Source organism: Streptomyces longisporus, assembly GCF_039532765.1.
In the GTDB taxonomy this organism is placed as follows: domain Bacteria; phylum Actinomycetota; class Actinomycetes; order Streptomycetales; family Streptomycetaceae; genus Streptomyces; species Streptomyces longisporus.
Genome location: NZ_BAAASG010000010.1, coordinates 14,806 through 34,962 on the forward strand (window position 1 = coordinate 14,806; position 20,157 = coordinate 34,962).

A 20,157-nucleotide genomic window follows, 5' to 3' on the forward strand; every position below is an offset into this window, starting at 1 on the left:
TCTCGGCCTGAACGGCCTCGTCCTCAAATGCCGGACGGGCTGAAAACAACTACCGCTGCAGTACCGACAGGTCCTGGTCCGCCTCCGGTACCGCCACCGTTCCGCGGTCGTCCGGCAGGGTCTGGACCGTGAGGCCCGGGACTCCCTCGACCGTCGCCGCCAGGGTGCGTGCCGCGTAGACCGGGCCGCCGGACAGGGGCTCGACCGTCAGGGCGTAGGTGCCCTGGAGGCCGCTCGGGACGGGGGCGGCGATGTCCTGGGTGGTGCCGGCCTTGATCGTGTACGTCTTCGAGACCGCGGTGCCGCCGTCGCTGCCCGCGGACGCGGTGACCTTCACCTGGGCGGTGCGGGTGGGTGCGGTGAGGGACAGCGTGGTGCCCTTTGCGCTGTTGTCGGCGGACGTCGCGCGCGTGCCCACCGGGCTGGTGGCCGGGATGAACGCCGTCTCCTGCTTGTCGCCCTTGCCCCGTACGACACGCAGCGCGGCGACCACCGGTACGGACTTGTCGGTGGGCGTGAGGACCAGGGAGCCGGCCTCGCCGCGGGTGACGGGGCCGAGGTCGACGGCGGTGGTCATACCGGCCTTCACATGCAGCGTCTCGTTCCCGGCGGGCGTGATCCGACCGGACGGCGAGGCGAGCCGCACCTTCAGGTCGGCGTCCGCGTCGCCGGGCGTGAAGGCGATCAGACGCACGTCCGTGGCGTCCTTGGGGATGCCGGGCAGGACGAGGCTGCCCGCCGGGTCCGTGGACGCGGCCAGCCAGTCGCCGCCGACCTTGTCGTCGAGGGCCTGCACGGCGGCGCCCACGCGTCCGCTGCGGACGTTCACGTGCACGGTGAGGTCGGTCTGCTTCTCGTCGGTGAGCGTGGACAGCAGGACCGGGTCGCTGGAGTGCGGTGCGACGGTGATGCCCTCCCCCACGGTCGACTTGAGGGCGCCGTCCTTGCCGTAGAGCTCGATGTCGACGACGGCGGCGGAGTCGTCCGGGTTGGTGAGGTGCACGTAGTCGGTGCGGGCGGCGTCCGTGCTGGCGCCCGGGAACCAGAACTCGGTGTCCGGCGCGGTGCAGTTGACGCCCTGGAGGCCGCGTCCGCTGCCCGCGGCGACCTCGGTGGTCTCCTGCACCGCCCAGCCGGGCGCGAACCTGCCCTCGGCGGTGCCGACGAACGCGGGTGTGTCGGCACCGGAGGTGTCGCCCGTGACGGGCTTGCCAGGCTCCTTGGGCGTGAGGACCTGCTTGCCGGTCGTCGGCTTGCCGGCCTTCTTCTTGCTGCCCTTTTTGCTGTCCTTCTTGCCGCCCGTCTTGCCGCCGGCGCCCGCCGCGTCGGCCGACTGCTCGGTGGCGGACTGCAGTTGGGCCGTGCCGTCACTTCCCGTGCCCTTCGTGACGGGCGTGAAGGACGTGTACGACGTGTCGGCGAGGTCCGAGGTGCTGGGCTGCGGGCACAGCAACGTGGTGCGTTCCACGGGCAGTTCGGCGGCCGCCTTGGCGGTGTCCGCGCCGGAGGCGCCCGGCCCGGTGAGCGAGGCGAAGCCCGTGATGGCGGCGAGCGCGGCCGTGCCGGCGATCAGGGAGAGGGTGGTGCGGTTCACTGCTGACTCCCGTCGGGACGCTCAGGGGCGGGCGGGTTCGGCTGCGCCGGGTCGTACGCCGGGTCGTAGCCCTGCTGGTACGACGGGTCGTACGCGGTCTGGTCGTACGACCCCTGGGAGGTGCCTCCGTACGCGTACGGGTCGTACTGGCCGCCCTGGTACGGGTCCGCCTGGTACGTCTGGTCGTAGCTGCCCGCCGGGTACTGCTGGGTGCCCTGGTACTGCTCGTTGCCATAGCCGCCGTAGTCGGCGCCCTGGTAGCCGGCCGCGTCCCAGTCGCCGTAGGACTGCTGGTGCGGGACCGCCACCGGTGTCTCCTCCGCAGGAGGAGACGGGAACTCCTCGCTCTGGCCCGTCTCTTCGGTCTCGGCCTCCGCCTGGGCCCGCAGGCGGCGGGCGCGGCGGCCCTCACCGGCGACGGCCTCGGCGGGTACGGCCGGTTCCTCGGGAAGGTCGTCGTCGACGTCGCGGCGCCGGCCGGGCAGGGCCAGGACGACCAGGACGACGGCCAGGAAGCCCTGCGCCCACAGCCAGGCGGTGTGGGTGATCGGGTCGTCGAAGGTGACGTCCAGCTTGCCGCCGGAGGCGGGGAGCTGGAAGCCCTGGGCCCAGCCGTCGACGGTGGTGCGGGTGAGCGGCCTGCCGTCCAGGGTGGCCGTCCAGCCCTCGGAGGCGGTGTCGGCCAGGCGCAGGACGCGGGCGCCGGATCCGGACGGGACCGTGGTGTGGATCTCGACGGGTCCGGCGGCGACGGGTTGCGCCGTACCGGAGCCGGAGGCGGGAACGAGGGTGGCGCGCGCGACCTCCTGGTCGACCCGCCACAGGGCGCTGCCGCCCTGCTGGCTCAGCCGGGAGAGGCCGGGAGTGGCGTCGAGGACGCGGGTGACCTCGCGGGGTGCGCCCTTGCGGACGAGGACGTAGCGGACGGCGAACTTGCCGAGCTGGTCGGCCTGGTCCGCGCCGGAGCCGGCGACGAGGTTGGCGACGACCTTGTCGAGCCTTGCGTTCTCGCCGTCGGCCGCGGCGCTCTCGGCGTCGCCGAGCCGGGCGCCGGAGCCGCGCACCAGGGTGTAGCCGACGCGGGCCGTGGAGTCGCTGTCGAGCACGAGCGTGCGTGCCTGGTCCTGGGTGCCGCTCTCCTCGGCGACGAACGCGGGGACCTGCACCGGGTCCTGCCGCTCGACCGGTCCGTCGGCGCCGCGGATCATCCAGCCGAAGGCGATGACCAGCGGGCCCGCGAGCGCGGCGAAGGCTATGAGTGCGGCGACGGGCTGGCGCCAGCCGAAACTCTGCTCGGCCACACGCGCGCGTGCACCCTCGGCGCCGAGGACGGCGGCGGTCAGCAGGGCGAGGCCGTAGACGAGGGTTGCCGGGCCGGCCCAGGTCGAGCGGTTGGACAGGACCGCGAAGACGAGACCCACCAGGGCGACCGCCCAGGCCGTCCAGATTCCGAACTGACGCTCCGAGCGCAGCAGGGCGGCCAGCGCGGCCAGGACGATGCCGATGAGCATCAGCCCGCTGGCCGTGCCCGGGCCGCCGGGGCTCATGCCGAGCAGATCGAGGGCGGAGGCGGCCGAGGGGCCGTAGTCGAGCCCGGCCTCCTTGAAGAACCCGAGCGGGAGCAACGACAGCGACCAGGGGGCGAGGACCAGCAGCGGCGTGCCGAGCTGGGCAAGGAAGCGCAGGCCGTGGGCGGTGATGTCGGTGCGCCGCACGGCGAGCGGCGCGAGGCCGAGGACCAGCGCGACGGGCCACACGATGGGCGTGAACGCCGTGGTGATCGTCAGCAGCAGCGTGTACGCCCAGGTGGCGCGCCAGCTGCCGGGTGTGCCCGACGTGTTCGCGAGGCCGCTGGCCGCGATGCCCGCGCGTGCGATGAGCGGCAGCAGCACGGCCAGTACGGCGGTGCCGATGCGGCCGCCCGCGAGCGCGCCCGTGGCGGCCGGCAGGAAGGCATAGACGACGGCGGCCCATGCGCGCAGCAGACGCGACTCGACGAGCGGGCGGGAGGCGAAGTACGCGGTGACGCCGGCCAGCGGCACCGAGCACACGAGCAGGACCGTGACCGCCAGTCCGGTCGAGCCGAACAGCACGGAGGCGAGCATCGCCACGATCGCGAGGTACGGCGGCGCGGACGGGGTGCCGCCGGCGCCCACGGCGTGCCAGGAGTCGAGATAGCGCGACCAGAGCTCGCCGGAGTCGGCCGGGGCGGGCAGCAGGGCGCCGCCCGCGAGCGCGCCGCCGCCGAGCAGGGCGCGGCAGGCGACCAGCGAGACGAACAGCAGCACCAGGAAGAGCATCGGACCTGGCTTGCGGCCGATGCGCTTGAGGCGGGCGAACTGCTCGATCTCCAGGAAATCGGCGTCGTCGCCGCCGGGCCCGGACTCGACCGCGCCGCCGTGCCGTCCGGCGCCGGAGGTCACCTCGGGGTCGGAGCGGCCGACGAGATCGCCCGCGGCCTGCTCGACGGTGGCCCGTATGGTCGCGCCGGGCGGCGGGAACAGGGCGCGCAGTTCGCCCTTGTCGATCTGCGGCCGGCCGCGCCTGCGCCGTCCGGCGATGATCCGCTCGGGGCGCAGCAGCGTGCCCAGCAGGCCGCGGATCTCGTCGACGGCCTGCCCGGGGACCTTGCCGACGAGGTAGGCGACGGTCCGCACGAGCGTGCCGAGCACGAGGCGCACCAGCACCCAGGGCAGCGCGGCCGTACGCGTGTTGACCAGGAGGGTGTAGACGGCTCCGGCCTTGTCGACCTTGTGCGGGGAGGCGACGGTACGGCCCGAGCAGTCGACGGTGCGGCGCTCGCGGGAGGCCGCCTCGGCGTGTCGTACGACCGCCTCGGGGGCGACGAGGACACGGTGGCCGGCGGCGGTGGCGCGCCAGCACAGGTCGACGTCGTCACGCATCAGCGGCAGCCGGTTGTCGAAGCCGCCGAGCTGCTCGAAGACGTCGCGCCTGATCAGCATGCCGGCGGTGGACACCGACAGCACGGCACGGACATGGTCGTGCTGGCCCTGGTCCTGTTCGCGGCGGTCCAGGCCGGTCCAGCGGCGGCCGGAGTTGGCGATGGTGACGCCGACCTCCAGGAGCTGGCGGCGGTCGTACCAGCCGCGGAGCTTGGGGCCCACGACGGCCACGTCGTCCCGGCCGAGTTCGAGTTCGTTCTCCACGACGCGCAGCAGCTGGGCCAGGGCATCGGGTTCGGGGGCGCAGTCGTCGTGCAGCAGCCACAGCCACTGGACCGGCTCGCCGTGCGGGAGTTCCGGCATGTCGTACGCGTCGTCGCGCCAGCTGCGGGTGGCCGGGTCCCAGCCGCTGGGCCGCCTCAGATAGGGCAGCTCGTCGGGGGTCAGGACGGGTGCGCTGCGTTCCGCCTCCTCGACGGCCTGGCCGAAGCCGGTGCGCCGGGCGAGGTGCAGCACGCGGTCGGCGCCGAGGGCGTCGGTGAGCAGCTGGGCGGAGTCGTCCGCGCTGCCGGTGTCGGCGGCCACGGCGTACTGGACGGGGCGCTCCTGGCCGAGCAGCCCGGCGAGCGCGTCGGGCAGCCAGCGGGCGCCGTCGTGGGAGACGACGACCGCCGTCACCACGTGACGCGGAAACTCTGGTGTGGCAGCGAGGTCTTGGTGGGCTGCCGTGTGGCTGTGCACGGACATCGAGGTACGGGCCCCGGTTCGGTGGACTGCGGTGGACGTCTGTGCCCTCTGGGGGCAGCGAGGCGTCTCGGACGAGCGACCACACTATCGGCTGGGCATAACGGCGGCCCGCCGCCTGTGGACAACTCCACCTGCGACGGGCCGTTCGAATGTTTTGCGGTCACGTGAGGGCGTCGGCCGCCCGGTCAGATTGCGGCCTTCTTCAGACGGCGTCGTTCACGCTCGGACAGTCCGCCCCAGATGCCGAAGCGCTCGTCGTTGGCGAGGGCGTATTCGAGGCACTCGGAGCGGACTTCACAGGCCAGGCAGACCTTCTTGGCCTCACGGGTGGAGCCGCCCTTCTCGGGGAAGAAGGACTCGGGGTCGGTCTGGGCGCACAGCGCGCGCTCCTGCCAGCCGAGTTCCTCGTCCGCGTCGTCGACCAGCAGTTGCTGCACCAGCTCGGTCATGTGCGCCCCTCGTCTGTCTTTCGCGTCCCCGTGATGTAGCCGTTACCGATTCCGGCTGAACGACACGAGTGAAATTACAAGTGTGCTGCTCCGGGCGAGTCAAGCCGAGATCTGCTATTGAGCCCCTTATTCACTCTGCGGAACCAAGGCCATGCGGAAAGTGTTCAAATCGGCATAAACCTTGACATGCAGACGAGGCCCGGAAGGGCCTTCGACCCCGAGCAGAGCCTGTACGGGGAAGGACGCCCGCAGATCCGATCTCGTTCCACGCGCACCTCGAAGCAAACCGGATCACAGTCGGATCACAGGACCGCAACGAGGTTTGAGCGCCATGTGTCCCGGGTGACGCATGCACAAACCTTTCGCCTCCGACATGAACCGGATGAGGTGAACCATGTCCCACATGCCGGGCGTCGAGTTGACAGTGAGGGTGTGAACCGCTGTCCTTGTGGGCATGCTCGCGAACTTGGCGCTCACCTCGACCCGCACCGCCGGGTCCCACGGTGCTGCCCGCGCTCGCTGTAGCTGTTGTTGCTGTGCCAGCTGTTGAGCCACACCTGCTCCGGCTGTAGGCCCTGTCGTCCGTGACGGGGCTCCCGTTCCCTCTGACCTTCTTTCACTGAGGAACCACGCACCCCTTATGAACAGCGACAACGACCTCCAGATCGCCGGCGACATCCTCGAAGTGCAGCACCTGCTGCAGCCCCCGCGCGAGCACCCGGCCACCGTCGCCGAGTTCGTGGGCCTGGCCCGGTCCATCGCCGCCGACCGCTCCCAGTGGGAGCACCTCGTCGAGTACGACGCGACGACGCGCTGGTACCACCGGCTGCGCACGGGACCGGGCTACGAGGTGTGGCTGCTGTCCTGGGTGCCCGGTCAGGGCAGCGGGCTGCACGACCACGGCCGCTCCTCCGGTGTGCTGACCGTCCTGGAGGGCACGCTGACCGAGCGGACCGAGCGGGGCACGCGCGCGTTGGGCGCGGGCGCGCAGCGGGTGTTCGCTCCGGGGTATGTGCACGAGGTCGTCAACGACGCGCTGGAGCCGGCGGTCAGTCTGCACGTGTACTACCCGGGCCTGACGGAGATGCCGATGCACTCCACGTGCACGGCGGCCCCTGCCACTTACGACGAGGTGGACGTCGTAACCGCCTGACGCGTTGTCGTACCCGCCTGTAAGACTTGGCCCATGCGCATTGTGGTTCTGGCAGGCGGCATCGGTGGTGCCCGGTTCCTGCGCGGTCTGAAGCAGGCCGTGCCGGACGCGGACATCACCGTCATCGGCAACACCGGGGACGACATTCACCTCTTCGGACTCAAGGTCTGCCCGGACCTCGACACGGTGATGTACACGCTCGGCGGCGGTATCAACGAGGAGCAGGGCTGGGGGCGGGCCGAGGAGACCTTCCACCTCAAGGAGGAGCTCGCGGCGTACGGCGTGGGTCCGGAGTGGTTCGGGCTCGGCGACCGGGACTTCGCCACGCACATCGTGCGGACGCAGATGATCGGCGCCGGGTATCCGCTGAGCGCGGTGACGGAGGCGTTGTGCGACCGGTGGAAGCCGGGCGTACGGCTGATTCCCATGACGGACGACCGGGTCGAGACCCATGTGGCCGTCGAGGTCGACGGTGAGCGCAAGGCGGTGCACTTCCAGGAGTACTGGGTGCGGCTGCGGGCCTCGGTGCCGGCCGAGGCGGTCGTGCCCGTCGGGGCGGAACAGGCGAAGCCGGCGCCGGGTGTGCTGGAGGCGATCGCGGAGGCGGACGTGGTGCTGTTCCCGCCGTCGAACCCGGTCGTCTCCGTGGGCACGATCCTCGCCGTGCCCGGTATCCGGGAGGCGATCGCCGATGCCGGGGTGCCCGTCGTCGGCCTCTCCCCCATCGTCGGGGACGCGCCCGTGCGGGGCATGGCGGACAAGGTGCTGGCGGCGGTCGGCGTGGAGTCGACGGCCGCGGCGGTGGCCGAGCACTACGGCTCGGGTCTGCTCGACGGCTGGCTCGTCGACACCGTGGACGCGGGGGTCGTGGACCGGGTCGAAGCCGCCGGGATCCGGTGCCGGGCCGTACCGCTGATGATGACCGACATCGAGGCGACCGCCCGGATGGCACGTGAGGCACTGGCGCTGGCGGAGGAGGTGCGGGTGCCGTGAGCGGCATTTCCGAGGGCACGGGCGCGCGCGGCGACGGGGACGGCGGGTATCGGGTCTGGGCCGTGGGCGGGATTCCCGAGGTCGTGCCGGGGGACGACCTCGCCAAGTTGATCGCCGCCGCCGAGCCGGGACTGGTCGACGGGGATGTGTTGCTCGTCACCTCGAAGATCGTGTCCAAGGCGGAGGGACGGGTCTTGGAGGCGGCCGACCGGGAGGCCGCGATCGATGCCGAGACCGTGCGGGTCGTGGCGCGGCGCGGGGCCCTGCGGATCGTCGAGAACCGGCAGGGGCTGGTGATGGCCGCGGCGGGGGTCGACGCCTCCAACACCCCGTCCGGCACGGTGCTGTTGCTTCCCGAGGATCCCGACGCGTCCGCCCGGGCGATCCGGGAGGGGCTGCGGGGCGCCCTGGGCGTCAACGTCGGGGTCGTCGTCACCGACACCTTCGGGCGACCGTGGCGCTCGGGGCTCACGGACGTCGCGATCGGCGCCGCCGGGGTGCATGTGCTCGACGATCTGCGCGGGGGCGCGGACGCGTACGGCAATCCGCTCAGCGCGACGGTCGTGGCGACGGCGGACGAGTTGGCCGCCGCCGGTGATCTGGTCAAGGGCAAGACCGCCAGGCTGCCCGTCGCCGTCGTACGCGGGCTGCCGCACGTGGTGACGCAGGGCGACGGAGAGGGGGCGCGGGCCATGGTGCGCGGCGGGCGCGACGACATGTTCCGGCTGGGGACGTCCGAGGCGATCCGGACGGCGGTGACCCAGCGGCGCACCGTGCGGGCCTTCACGGACGAGCCCGTCGATCCCGGTGCCGTACGGCGGGCGGTCGCCGCGGCCGTGACCGCCCCGGCGCCGCATCACACGACGCCGTGGCGGTTCGTGCTGCTGGAGTCGCAGGACGCGCGGACCGGGTTGCTGGACGCCATGCGCGATGCCTGGATCGCCGATCTGCGGCGGGACGGGAAGAGCGAGGAGTCCATCGCCAAGCGGGTGCGGCGGGGGGATGTGCTGCGGAATGCGCCGTATCTGGTGGTGCCGTGTCTGGTGATGGACGGGTCGCACACGTACGGGGACGCTCGGCGGGACGGGGCGGAGCGGGAGATGTTCGTCGTCGCCGCGGGGGCCGGGGTGCAGAACTTCTTGGTTGCGCTGGCCGGGGAGCGGTTGGGGTCCGCATGGGTTTCCTCGACGATGTTCTGCCGGGATGTGGTGCGGGAGGTTCTGGGGCTGCCTGGGGACTGGGATCCGATGGGGGCGGTGGCTGTGGGGCATGCGGCGGAGGAGCCGCGGGCTCGGCCTGAGCGGGACGCTGCGGCGTTCATTGCGGTGCGGTGACGCGCCGCTGGGTGCGCCGAATGCCTACGGTTCGGGGTTGTCCGGGTTTCGTGCGCGGCTGCGGGTGAGTGGGGGCTTGTCGCGCAGTTCCCCGCGCCCCTTGAAAGCACGCACCAGTGCTTGTACGTACCGCCTAGTCTCGTAGGGCATCCCCGATACCCCCAGGAACTCAGCTGTGGCAGGACGGTTCTCTCCCCGGCCCACGCGTACGACCGTGCGCGGTGGGCATGTCGTGGTGCCCGGAGGTGTGCCGCGGCAGGCCAGTGCGCCCGGGCGGGTGCGGACCGTCGTACCGGACGGGCCGCTTGATCTCGGGCTGGTGCTGGGGCCGCTTCGGCGTGGTGGCGGGGATCCGACGTTTCGGGCCATGCCGGACGGGTCTGTCTGGCGGGCCAGTCTGACTCCCGGGGGGCCCGGGACCCTGCGGGTCTCCGTGTGCGGGGGTGAGGTCCGTGGGGAGGCCTGGGGGCCCGGGGCCGAATGGTTGCTGGAGCAGTTGCCGGAGCTGCTGGGGGGTGCGGACGAGCCCGATGCGTTCGTGCCGCGGCACCGGCTGGTGGCGCACACCGCGCATCGGCGGCCGGGGCTGCGGCTGACGCGGACCGGGCTGGTGCTGGAGTCGCTGATCCCGTCGGTTCTGGAGCAGAAGGTCACGACCCAGGAGGCGTACCGGGCGTGGCGGCTGCTCGTACGGAAGTTCGGGGAGCCGGCGCCTGGGCCCGCTGCGGGCGGGCGGCTGTGGGTGATGCCCGGACCGCGGACCTGGGCGTTGATTCCGTCGTGGGAGTGGCACCGGGCCGGGGTCGACAACAAGCGGGCGTCGACGATTCTGCGAGCCGTGAAGGTCGCTGCGCGGCTGGAGGAGGCGGTCGGGATGGAGCCGGCGGCGGCGCAGGCGCGGTTGGAGGTCGTGCCGGGGATCGGGCCGTGGACGTCGGCGGAGACCGTGCAGCGCAGTCATGGGGCGCCGGATGCGGTGACCGTCGGGGATCTGCATCTGCCGGGCATTGTGGGGTGGGCGCTTGCCGGGGACCGGGATGCGGATGATGCGGCGATGCTGGAGTTGTTGGAGCCGTATGCCGGGCAGCGGCATCGGGCTGCGCGGTTCATTCTGCTGAGCGGGCGTACGCCGGCGCGGCGGATGCCGAAGATGCCGAAGACTGACATTGGGCGGTTGTAGGGGCCCCGGGGCTGGGCGGGGCGCCCGCGCCGGCGGGTGCCGCCGACTCAGTGGGCGTACACCGGCGCGGCGGATGCCGACGACCGACTTCGGGCGGTCGTAGGGGCCCCGGGATTGGGCTGCCCGCGCAGGCGGGTGGCGCCAACTCAGTAGGCGTACACCGGCGCGGCGGATGCCGACGACCGGCTTCGGGCGGTCGACGGGGACCCGGGACTGGGCTGGCTGGGCAGGGCGCCCGCGCCGGTGGGTGCCGCCGACTCAGTGGGCGTACACCGGCGCGGCGGATGCCGACGACCGGCTTCGGGCGGTCGTCGGGGACCCGGAGCTGGAGCTGGGCCGGGGCTGGGTGCGCTTGCCAGCGCTTGGGGGGTGCCGCCTGCGCCCACCCGTGCCGCCCTAGGCGGCACGACTGCCCGCAGGCTAGGGGGGCCATGAGGGTCGCAGCACGCCCGCCCGCGGGCTAGCGGGGCTCCCAGGCTCCAGCGCAACGCGCCCGCCGGCTACGGGGGCTGCGCGGCCCGCAACACAACCCGCACGCAGGCCACCCGGGGCTCCCAGGCCGCAGCGCAACGCGCCCGCCGGCTACGGGGGCTACGCGGCACGCAACACAACCCGCACGCAGGCCACCGGGGTCTCGCAGGCCGCAGCAAGATGCGCCCGCAGGCCAGCGGGGCTTGTGGCCCGCAGCACGGGACGCCTCGGGACTACCGGGCACTACACAGACCGCGGCGCAGCGCGCCCCCAGGCCAGCGGGGCTTGTGGCCCGCAGCACGGGACGCCCCCGGACTACCAGGCGCTGCACAGATCGCGGGACGACACGCCCGCGACTGAGGGCTGTGCGGCCCGTAACACAGCCGGGCCGCAGGCCACCGGGGGCCCGTAGACGGGAGCGCGGCGCGCCCGCGGGCTACCCGGCGCTGCACCGGCCGCCGCACAGCACGCCCGGGCTACAGGGCGCTGCACAGCCCACGGCGCAGCCCGGCCCGCAGGGCCGCGCAGCGTGGTCGCAGGCTGTGGGCGCGGCCGTGCGGGTGCCCTTGGGGGCCCTACTGGTCCGAAGAGAAGCGGAGCGACGCTGCTGGGATCTGGGCGTCGCACCAGACTCGTACGCCGGTACGTAGTTCGTTGTCGGCGCCGATGACGGCGCCGTCGCCGATGACTGTGCCGGTGAGGACGGAGCGTTCGCCGACACGGGCTCGGGTGCCGATGAGGGAGTCGGTGATGACGGCGCCCGGTTCGATGACGGCGCCGGGGAGGATGGTCGAGCCGAAGACCCGCGCGCCCTCCGCCACGAACGCGCCCTCGCCCACCACGGTGCCGCCCGTGAGCTTGGCGTCGGCGGCGACCCTCGCCGTCGGCAGGATCAGGCGGTCGCCGCAGCGGCCGGGGACGGCCGGGGACGGAGCGCGGCCCAGGACGAGGTCGGCGGAGCCGCGGACGAAGGCCGCCGGGGTGCCGAGGTCCAGCCAGTACGTCGAGTCGACCATGCCCTGGAGGTGGGCCCCGGCCGCCAGCAGGTCGGGGAAGGTCTCTCGTTCGACCGAGACCGGGCGGCCCGCGGGGATGGTGTCGATGACCGAGCGGCGGAAGACGTACGCCCCCGCGTTGATCTGGTCGGTGACGATCTCCTCGGGGGTCTGCGGCTTCTCCAGGAAGGCCAGGACACGGCCGGTGTCGTCCGTGGGGACCAGGCCGTAGGCGCGCGGGTCGGTGACCTTGGTGAGGTGCAGGGAGACGTCGGCGCCCGTCTTCTGGTGGGTGTCGACCAGGGCACGGATGTTCAGGCCGGTGAGGATGTCGCCGTTGAAGACGAGGACCGGGTCGTCGGGGCCCGAGTGGAGGCGGGACGCGACGTTGCGGATGGCGCCGCCCGTGCCGAGGGGCTCCTCCTCCGTCACGTACTCGATGTGCAGGCCCAGCGACGAGCCGTCGCCGAAGTACGGTTCGAAGACCTCGGCGAGGTAGGACGTGGCGAGGACGATGTGGTCCACGCCCGCCGCTCTCGCTCTCGCCAGCTGGTGGGTGAGGAACGGGACGCCGGCCGCGCGGACCATGGGCTTCGGCGTGTGGACCGTGAGGGGGCGCAACCGCGTGCCCTTGCCGCCGACCAGGAGGATCGCTTCTGTCACCTGTCGTCTCTGCTTCCTGCCGGGACCGGCCGAACTTTCTTTCGACCGGCCAGTTTATGCAGACCGTCGTGTGGTGATGTGGATGGCCGTTGCGGTGTCCCGCGTTCCGCCCGGTGCCCCGCTATGACGTAAATAACGCTTCCGTGCCCGACTCCTTTGCGAGAACCGGCGGTCGCTCAGCGGCGGCCCTGGTAGTGCGCCGCGGTGGAGCGGATCGTGCCGAGCTTTCGGTAGAGCTGCCAGCCCGGGCATGCCGTGGGGTAGCCGTCGCGGTGGCCGGAGATCACATTCATGCGCACGTTCTTACCCTTTCGGTAGAGATTGCCACCGCTGGACTTCAGATATGTCTTTCCGCGCGGATTGGCCCCGTAGAGGCCCAGTTTCCAGGCCGTGAGCCGGGCGATGGCCTTCAGGACGGCCGCGGGCGGCTTGGTCTTGCTGAAGTTGCCGATGACGGCGATGCCCATGCTGTTGTTGTTGAAACCGAGGGTGTGGGCGCCCCTGACCGCCTTCGCCACTCCCCCGGCGCGGCCCTCGTAGATGGTCCCGCACTTGTCGACGAGGAAGTTGTAGCCGATGTCGCGCCAGCCCATGCTCACGACGTGGTAGCGGTAGATGGCACGGATGACGGAGGCGGCCTGCGAACAGCGGTAGGTGTTGCCGGACGACGTGTGGTGCACGAACGCCGCCTTGACCTTCTTCGTGTAGGCGAACCCCCTCTCGCGCAGATCCTCGTCCGCGCCCCAGCCCCGGCGGGTGACGATGCGGGGGCGGGGCCCGATGTGCGGCTTCTTGCGCTGACCGGCCGTCAACTCGTGCCCGCGCAGCGTCCGCATCTCCCGCACGGTCGCCGACCTGCTCAGCGCGGGGATCACGGTGGCGCCGAGCGGGACGAGATCGGCGTTGGCGGTGGACGAGGCCAGGGCCTCGGCCGACTCGGAGTTGCCGGTCCCGGTGCCGGGAGGTCCGGCCTGGCTGCCGTGCGGCACGAGCGGCGCCGTACTCCGCATCGGAACCTCGTCGCCGCCGTCGTCCGGGCCGCCGGGGTCCACGAGTTGCAGACGCAGGCCCGAGGGAAGGGCGGCCGGTGCCGGAACGGCGCGGGTGCTGCGGGCGTGGCCTTCGGTACGGGGTCCGCCCTCGGCCCGGACCCGGACCTCCACCCCGTCCGAGTCGCCCACCCACAGCGGTGCGGTGGAGCCGCGGACCCGGCCCGGGGCGCCCTCGGCGGTGCCGGGGTCGGCCGCGTCGTCGTTGTGGGTCTCCAGGCCGCGCCAGCCGGACCAGACGCCGTTGCCGGCCGCGCGGGTGCGGACCTGGACCTGGCCGTGCAGTTCGGTGTCCGGGTTGTCCCAGATGACGCCGACCATCGAGAAGTGCCGTACGTCCCGGCGGGTCAGTCCCTGCTCCACGAGGGCCGTCGAGGCCGTGGAGCCGAGGGCGCGGGTGAGGGGAGTCAACGGGGCGAGCGGCAGCGACTGGGTGCTGCCGTGGACGTCGGGCCGCGCGGGCGCCGGCGCGGATCCTGCGCCGGCGAGCGCGGCCCTCGCCGTCGCCACGGGGACGGGCAGAGTCAGCGGAAGGGCGAGGGCGGCCGCGCAGGCGACGCCGATCGAAGAGGCGATCGAGGAGGCAAGGAATCCACGCATGCTCCTGATCTTGGACATAGTCATACATATCTGTCCATACCGGATTTGACGGGCCGTCGGATTTCGTTCCTCCGAACCGGTGGCCCCACCGGGGGGTGCGCGAGTGGTCGTCCGCGTACCCTTGCGCGGGTGAACGCCACCGACCGCACCCCTGCCGACCTGCTGCGTTCCGCGCTCGCCGCGGACCCCGGACGCCCCCTGGTGACCTTCTACGACGACGCCACGGGCGAACGTGTCGAACTCTCTGTGGCCACCTTCGCCAATTGGGTGGCCAAGACCGCCAATCTCCTCCAGGGCGACCTCTCCGCGGCCCCCGGTGACCGGGTCGCACTGTTGCTGCCCGCGCACTGGCAGACCGCGGTGTGGCTGCTGGCGTGTGCGTCGGTGGGGGCGGTCGCCGATGTCGGCGGGGATCCGGCGGCGGCCGATGTGGTGGTGAGCGGGCCGGACACGCTGTCCGCCGCGCGGGCCTGCCGTGGGGAGCGGGTCGCGCTCGCCCTGCGGCCGCTGGGTGGCCGCTTTCCGCAGGTGCCGGAAGGCTTCGCCGACTACGCCGTGGAGGTGCCGGGCCAGGGGGACCGGTTCGTGCCGTTCGCGGCGGTGGATCCCGACGAGGCCGGGCTGATCGTGGCCGGGCGGGAGTTCAGCGGGGCGGAGGTGGTCGAGCGGGCTCGGGCGGAGGCGGCGGGGCTGGGCCTCACCGGGCCGGGGGCGCGGATTCTCTCCGGATTGCCCTACGACACCTGGGAGGGGCTGAATGCCGGGTTGTACGGGCCGCTTGCCGGCGGGGGGTCCGTGGTGTTGTGCCGGCATCTGGAGCAGCTGGGGGAAGAGGCGCTGGCCAAGCGGGTCGAGAGTGAGCGGGTGAGCGTGGTGCGCCGCTGAGCGGGGGTGGTGGCGGTTGTTTGGCGTGTGCGGCTTCGTCGTGGCTTGTCGCGCCCACGCGGCGGAGCCGCAAATCGACACAGCCCCGCGCCCCTCAAGGGCCGCTGCAGTCACCCGGGTGGGCCAGCACCGCACGACCGCGCCGCCCTCGCCGGGTCATGGTCGTAGGAACTGCACTTTCAAGTGCATGTTCGTACGCCGTGAGGGGGTGGAGGATGGCCTTGGGAGGTCGGCGGCGGCGGTGGGTGCGGTTCGGGGGGCTGGCGGTCGGTGTCGTGGTGGTGGGGGCCGTCGCCGGTGGGGTGGTGGTGTACGCGAAGCTCGACGGGAACATCAGGGCCGACGATGCGGCCGCCCGGGAGCTCGCCCGGTACGAGAAGGAGCGGCCCACCTCGCTCGTCAAGGGTGCGCAGAACATCCTGCTGATCGGGTCGGACACGCGGGCCGGGGACGGGAACGCCCGGTACGGGCGGGACTCGGGGACCGAGCGGTCCGACACGACGATCCTGCTGCATCTGTCCGCGGGGCGGCACGCCGCCACCGCGATCTCGCTGCCCCGTGACCTGATGGTGGACATCCCGGCCTGTCTGCGGTCCGACGGGAACCGCTCCGAGCCGATGTTCGCGATGTTCAACTCCGCCTTCGAGACCGGTGGTTCGGCCTGCACCATCCGTACCGTGGAGAAGCTGACGGACATCCGCATCGACCACCACATCGTCCTCGACTTCCACGGCTTCAAGGAGATGGTCGACGCGGTCGACGGCGTCCAGGTGTGCCTGAAGAAGCCGATCGACGACAAGGCGGCCAAGCTGAGGCTGCCCGCCGGACGGGTCACGCTCGACGGTGAGCAGGCCCTCGGGTACGTGCGCGCCCGCAAGTCCCTCGGCGACGGCAGCGACACCGACCGGATGGACCGTCAGCAGCGGTTCCTCGGGGCGCTCGTCAACAAGGTCCAGAGCAACGACGTACTGCTGAACCCGGTGAAGCTCTATCCCGTGCTGGACGCCGCCACCTCGTCGCTCACCACCGACCCCGGGCTGGCGAGTCTGCGTGAGCTGTATCAACTCGTGCGCGGGCTGCGCGACATCCCCACGAAAGCGGTGCAATTCCTCACGGTTCCGCGGGAGTCGTACGTCTACGACGCCAATCGCGACCAGCTCGTGGAGCCGGAGGCGGAGAGGTTGTTCGAACGGGTGCGCAGGGACGCGCCGTTGGCGGTCGCGCCGGAAGTTCCACGGGATTCCGACGCAAAGAGCCGTAATTCGGCCATGGATGGCGAGCGGAACTCGTACGGGTATTCGGGCGGGGATTCATATGAGCAGTCGCACGACTACGGCGCGTACGGGCGCGGCAACGCGAAGTCAGGCGGAAAGCGGTCCGGCGGGGCTCCGGGGGGCAGTTCACCCGCGCCGACGTTCCGCGGGAACACCGCCGACGAGGACAGCTGCGGGTAGGCGAGCAGCAACGCGACGAACAGCCGTCCCAAGAAAACCCAAAGAAATGGGCGGATTGCCCAGTTGTAGGGGCGTGGAATTTGTCACCGACGTCGCTCCACGCTGAACTGGCCGGATAGTGTGAGCGATCCGGTGCACCGGTCCGCCAGGTCCTTCCTGGGGTCGCGCACTGTGTGACCGAGACCCGAGCGTCTTTGAGGGGGAAGGCGCCGCGTGGCCCAAACGGAGGATTCGGAAACCGTGGACGCGCAAAGCCGTGGGCGGGCGGAGAACATCGACCCCGCAGACCAGTGGGTGCTCAATCCGAACACCGGCGAATACGAACTGCGACTGGCTCCTTCCGCACCGCAATCGGCGGTCCCCAGGCCGCGTAGATCCGCTCCCCGTGGCGCGGACGGCGCGGGGCGCGGGCGTACGGCGAACCCGCAGGCCCCGGGGCGCGGGGTGCCGCCGCAAAGGCGCCGCCGTGGTGCGCCCGAGGAGCCGCCGCCGGGGCGGCGCGGCCGTCGGCCGGTGCAGAAGAAGTCGAAGGCGAAGAAGGTCCTGCTGTGGACCGGCGGCACCATGGCGTTCGTGCTGGTCGCCACGGCCGGCGCCGGGTACCTCTACATCAAGCACCTCAACGACAACATCACGTCCGTCTCCGACGACGGCGCGAGCACCGGCGGCTTCAGCAAGGGCAAGGCGATCAACATCCTGCTGATCGGCACCGACAAGCGCACCGGCAAGGGCAACGACGAGTACGGCGACAAGAACAGCGTCGGTCACGCCGACACCACGATCCTGCTGCACGTCTCCAAGGACCGCTCGAACGCGACGGCGCTGAGCATCCCGCGCGACCTGATCACCGACATCCCGGACTGCCCGACCACCCAGGCCGACGGCTCCAAGAAGGTCATCGCGGGCACCAGCAACGTCCGCTTCAACACCAGCCTCGGCCAGGACGACCGAACGCCCAGCTGTGTCGCACGCACCGTCACGGAGCTGACCGGCATCAAGCCGGACAACTTCATGGTGGCCGACTTCAACGCGGTCAAGACGCTGACCAGCGCGGTGGGCGGCGTCGATGTCTGCCTCGGCAAGGACATCAACGACCCCAAGTCGCATCTGAACCTGAAGAAGGGCATGCGGCACATCGAGGGCGAGACCGCACTCGCCTTCGTGCGCACCCGGCACGCGGTGGGCTTCGGCGGTGACCTGAGCCGGATCACATTGCAGCAGCAGTTCCTCAGCGCGCTGATGCGCAAGCTGAAGTCGAACGACACGCTCACCGACCCGACGAAGATGATCAGGGTCGCCGAGGCGGGCACCAAGGCGCTGACCGTCGACGCCAACCTCGACAGCATCGGCAAGCTGAAGGACCTGGGTCTGGAGCTGGGCAAGCTCAACCCGAAGAACCTGACGTTCACCACGGTGCCGGTGATCGACAACCCGGCCGAGAAGGTGCACGCGACGGTCGTCCTCAAGCCGGGCGCGGCCCAGCCGGTGTTCGACGCCATCAAGAACGACGTCTCCTTCACCGCGGTGAAGGAGAAGAAGAAGCAGGAGGCGGCCGCGGTGGCCGCCCGTCTCAAGGGCACCAAGTCGGCAGCCTCCGCGGTGCGGGTGCGGATCCTGAACGGTGGCGCCATCCCCGGCAGTGCGCAGGCGGAGCTCGAGTACCTGCAGAACCAGGCGGGCGTACTGAAGTCCGAGAACGCCGGCAACGCGGGCGTGCAGCTCGGCAAAACGACGCTGGAGTACGCCCCGGACCAGGCCGACCAGGCGCGCCGGCTGGCCGCCATCCTGGGCCTGTCCGGCTCGGCGATGAAGCCGGGCAAGAGCGTGATCAACTCCCAGGGTCTGCCGGCCATCACGCTGACCCTCGGCAAGGACTTCCCGGGCGCCGGGGACTCGTTCACCGCGGCGACCAAGGCGCCGGACGTGGACAAGACCACGGCCGACAAGGTTGAGTGCGCCAAGTAGTGACCTGACAGGCCTGTCGTACGTCTAACAGGGCGTACGACAGGCCTGATGCATGGGCGCAGGGTGGGGAGGACGGGGAGATGGCGCAGAGCAGCGTGCAGGGGGAAGGGACGTTCCGGGGCGTTCCGCACACTCGTGAACCCGAGCGGGACGGCGGCGGGCGCCGCGGCAGACCGGGCAGTGGCGGGCCGCGGCGGGGGCGCCGGGTGCTCAGATGGTCGGCGACCACGCTCTCGGTGCTGATACTCGGCACGGCCGGCGCCGGATACCTGTACTACCAGCACCTCAACGGCAACATCCAGAAGGGCGAGCGCAGCAGCGGCGACGCCAAGGCGCAGAAGACCGCGCCGAACGCCGCGGGGCAGACTCCGCTGAACATCCTGCTGATCGGCTCGGACAGCCGTAACTCCGACGAGAACGTGAGGCTCGGCGGCGCCAGGTACGACCGCGGCACCCCGCCGCTGGGCGATGTGCAGATGCTGATCCACCTCTCCGCGGACCGCAAGAGCGCCGCCATGGTGAGCATTCCGCGTGACACCCGGGTCGAGATCCCCAAGTGCAGGGACCCCAAGACCGGCACGACGTATCCCGAGACCAACAAGATCATCAACGAGTCGCTGGCCCGTGGCGGTGCCGGCTGCACGCTGGCCACCTGGGAGAAGCTGACCGGGGTCTACATCGACCACTGGATGACGATCGACTTCTCGGGTGTGGTGCGGATGGCCGACGCCATCGGCGGCGTCGACGTCTGTGTGAAGCAGAACGTGTGGGACCACCCGACGGCCCGCGTGCCCGGCGGATCAGGACTGAAGCTGACGGCCGGCACCCACAAGGTCCAGGGCGAGCAGGCTCTGCAGTGGCTGCGCACCCGGCACGCCTGGGGCAGCGACCTGATGCGGGCCAGGGCCCAGCACATGTACCTCAACTCGATGATCCGCACGCTGAAGAACCAGAACGTCTTCACCGACACCGGGCGGCTGACGGACCTCGCCGAGGCGGCCACGAAGTCCCTCAAGGTCTCCGAGGAGATCGGCACCGTCAAGAAGCTCTACGACCTGGGCATGCAGCTCAAGTCGGTGCCGACGGACCGCATCACCTCGGTGACGATGCCGAACGTCACGGACCCGCAGAACTCCGACCACGTCATACCGGACGGCGCCGGCGCCGCAAAGCTCTGGGAGATGCTCCGCGACGACATCCCCCTCGACAACAAGGGCAAGGCCTCGGACGCGAAGAAGACAACCGCCAAGGAAGAGGCCACCACGGCACCTTCGGCGCCGGACGGCGAGATCGGTGTCGTGGTGCAGAACGCCACCGGGACCTCCACCCTCGGCCCGGTCGTCGGACGCGCGGGCACGGTCGCGCAGGAGCTGGTGCAGCAGGGCTTCACCAAGGCGTCCAAGGACGCGACGGCGGGGCTCTCCGCGGACCGGACCGTCGTGCGCTACCCGAGCGCCGAACTGGAGGGCGACGCCCAGCGCATCGCCAAGTCCCTGGGGATTCCGCTGAGCTCGGTGCAGAAGTCGACGGACGTCTCCGGAGTCACGGTCGTCGTCGGCGCCGACTGGCGCACCGGCACGGCGTATCCGAAGCAGTCGAAGCCCAAGGCCGGCGACCTGCCCGGCAACACGGACGCCATCAACGGCTCGGACAAGAGTCAGTGCATGGACGTGTACGGACCGTATCGCTGGGTCTGATCTTCACCGATCCGCACAGCGAACT

13 protein-coding genes are annotated in these 20,157 nt (G+C 71.4%); 8 read left to right on the forward strand and 5 right to left on the reverse strand.

Annotation, left to right across the window (positions count from 1 at the left end):
* Positions 1–49: 49 nt before the first annotated feature.
* The 3 genes from ABD355_RS21205 to ABD355_RS21215 all read right to left on the reverse strand — a co-directional run bounded on the left by ABD355_RS21205 (position 50) and on the right by ABD355_RS21215 (position 5,693).
* Entirely contained in the window at positions 50–1,594 is a 1,545-nt protein-coding gene (locus ABD355_RS21205) for a DUF5719 family protein (RefSeq protein ID WP_344402086.1), read from the reverse strand.
* Positions 1,591–5,244, reverse strand: coding sequence for a glycosyltransferase (locus ABD355_RS21210; protein WP_344402087.1), 3,654 nt, complete (start codon positions 5,242–5,244; stop codon positions 1,591–1,593). Before ABD355_RS21210 ends, ABD355_RS21205 begins: the two co-directional genes overlap by 4 nt.
* A gap of 185 nt (positions 5,245–5,429) precedes the next feature.
* Positions 5,430–5,693, reverse strand: coding sequence for a WhiB family transcriptional regulator (locus tag ABD355_RS21215; protein ID WP_010986447.1), 264 nt, complete (start codon positions 5,691–5,693; stop codon positions 5,430–5,432).
* A gap of 640 nt (positions 5,694–6,333) precedes the next feature.
* Here ABD355_RS21215 and ABD355_RS21220 point away from each other — a divergent pair.
* The 4 genes from ABD355_RS21220 to ABD355_RS21235 all read left to right on the forward strand — a co-directional run bounded on the left by ABD355_RS21220 (position 6,334) and on the right by ABD355_RS21235 (position 10,353).
* Positions 6,334–6,846 (forward strand): cysteine dioxygenase, encoded by a 513-nt coding sequence (locus ABD355_RS21220; RefSeq protein WP_344402089.1) that lies wholly within the window; start codon positions 6,334–6,336, stop codon positions 6,844–6,846.
* 33 nt (positions 6,847–6,879) lie between these two features.
* Complete coding sequence (cofD, locus tag ABD355_RS21225; protein ID WP_344402090.1) at positions 6,880–7,839, forward strand: 2-phospho-L-lactate transferase; 960 nt, start codon at positions 6,880–6,882, stop codon at positions 7,837–7,839.
* Entirely contained in the window at positions 7,836–9,173 is a 1,338-nt protein-coding gene (locus ABD355_RS21230; RefSeq protein WP_425585777.1) for a coenzyme F420-0:L-glutamate ligase, read from the forward strand. Before cofD ends, ABD355_RS21230 begins: the two co-directional genes overlap by 4 nt.
* Before the next feature lie 175 nt (positions 9,174–9,348).
* Positions 9,349–10,353, forward strand: a complete 1,005-nt coding sequence (locus tag ABD355_RS21235) for a DNA-3-methyladenine glycosylase family protein (protein ID WP_344402091.1) — start codon at positions 9,349–9,351, stop codon at positions 10,351–10,353.
* A 1,046-nt stretch (positions 10,354–11,399) separates the two neighbouring features.
* On the opposite strand, the gene manB is transcribed toward ABD355_RS21235, so the two are convergent.
* Both manB and ABD355_RS21245 read right to left on the reverse strand, forming a co-directional pair.
* Positions 11,400–12,482 carry a mannose-1-phosphate guanylyltransferase gene (gene manB, locus ABD355_RS21240; RefSeq protein ID WP_344402092.1) on the reverse strand — a complete coding sequence of 361 codons (1,083 nt, stop codon included), beginning with the start codon at positions 12,480–12,482 and terminating at the stop codon, positions 11,400–11,402.
* A gap of 176 nt (positions 12,483–12,658) precedes the next feature.
* Positions 12,659–14,131: a peptidoglycan recognition protein family protein gene (locus ABD355_RS21245; RefSeq protein WP_344402093.1), complete on the reverse strand. Its 1,473-nt coding sequence runs from the start codon at positions 14,129–14,131 to the stop codon at positions 12,659–12,661.
* 129 nt (positions 14,132–14,260) lie between these two features.
* Here ABD355_RS21245 and ABD355_RS21250 point away from each other — a divergent pair, with 129 nt between their 5' ends.
* From ABD355_RS21250 to ABD355_RS21265, 4 genes are all read left to right on the forward strand, one after another.
* Positions 14,261–15,016, forward strand: coding sequence for a TIGR03089 family protein (locus ABD355_RS21250; RefSeq protein WP_344402094.1), 756 nt, complete (start codon positions 14,261–14,263; stop codon positions 15,014–15,016).
* A 215-nt stretch (positions 15,017–15,231) separates the two neighbouring features.
* Positions 15,232–16,470 carry an LCP family protein gene (locus ABD355_RS21255; protein ID WP_344402096.1) on the forward strand — a complete coding sequence of 413 codons (1,239 nt, stop codon included), beginning with the start codon at positions 15,232–15,234 and terminating at the stop codon, positions 16,468–16,470.
* Positions 16,471–16,710: 240 nt separating this feature from the next.
* Positions 16,711–18,435, forward strand: a complete 1,725-nt coding sequence (locus ABD355_RS21260) for an LCP family protein (protein WP_344402336.1) — start codon at positions 16,711–16,713, stop codon at positions 18,433–18,435.
* 80 nt (positions 18,436–18,515) lie between these two features.
* Entirely contained in the window at positions 18,516–20,132 is a 1,617-nt protein-coding gene (locus tag ABD355_RS21265) for an LCP family protein (protein WP_344402097.1), read from the forward strand.
* Positions 20,133–20,157 lie beyond the last annotated feature (25 nt).